Origin of the sequence: Streptomyces sp. SID11385, assembly GCF_010548245.1 — a bacterium.
GTDB lineage: Bacteria > Actinomycetota > Actinomycetes > Streptomycetales > Streptomycetaceae > Streptomyces.
Genome location: NZ_JAAGLR010000872.1, coordinates 1 through 215 on the forward strand (window position 1 = coordinate 1; position 215 = coordinate 215).

Below are 215 nucleotides of genomic sequence, written 5' to 3' on the forward strand. Positions count from 1 at the left end.
GGCGCGGTGTCCTCGTCGTCACCGGTGGCGGCGGCCTCGGCGGCGGCGCGCTCGGGGGTCTGGAACTGGAAGGTCGGCTCCGTGAAGACCGGGGCGCGGAAGACGGGCACGGCGGGCTTGCGGCCGCCGCGGGTCTCCTCGCCGCGCTCCTCGCCCTTCGCGCCGCCCTTGGCGGACTGGCGGGGCTGGATCTGCGGCTCGGTGAAGGTGGCGCG

General features: G+C 77.7%; 1 protein-coding gene. It reads right to left on the bottom strand.

The window, feature by feature from the left end; genetic code table 11:
- Positions 1-215, bottom strand: a 215-nt coding sequence (locus G3I42_RS26260; RefSeq protein ID WP_164289933.1) for a hypothetical protein, incomplete at both ends; no start/stop codon positions are given.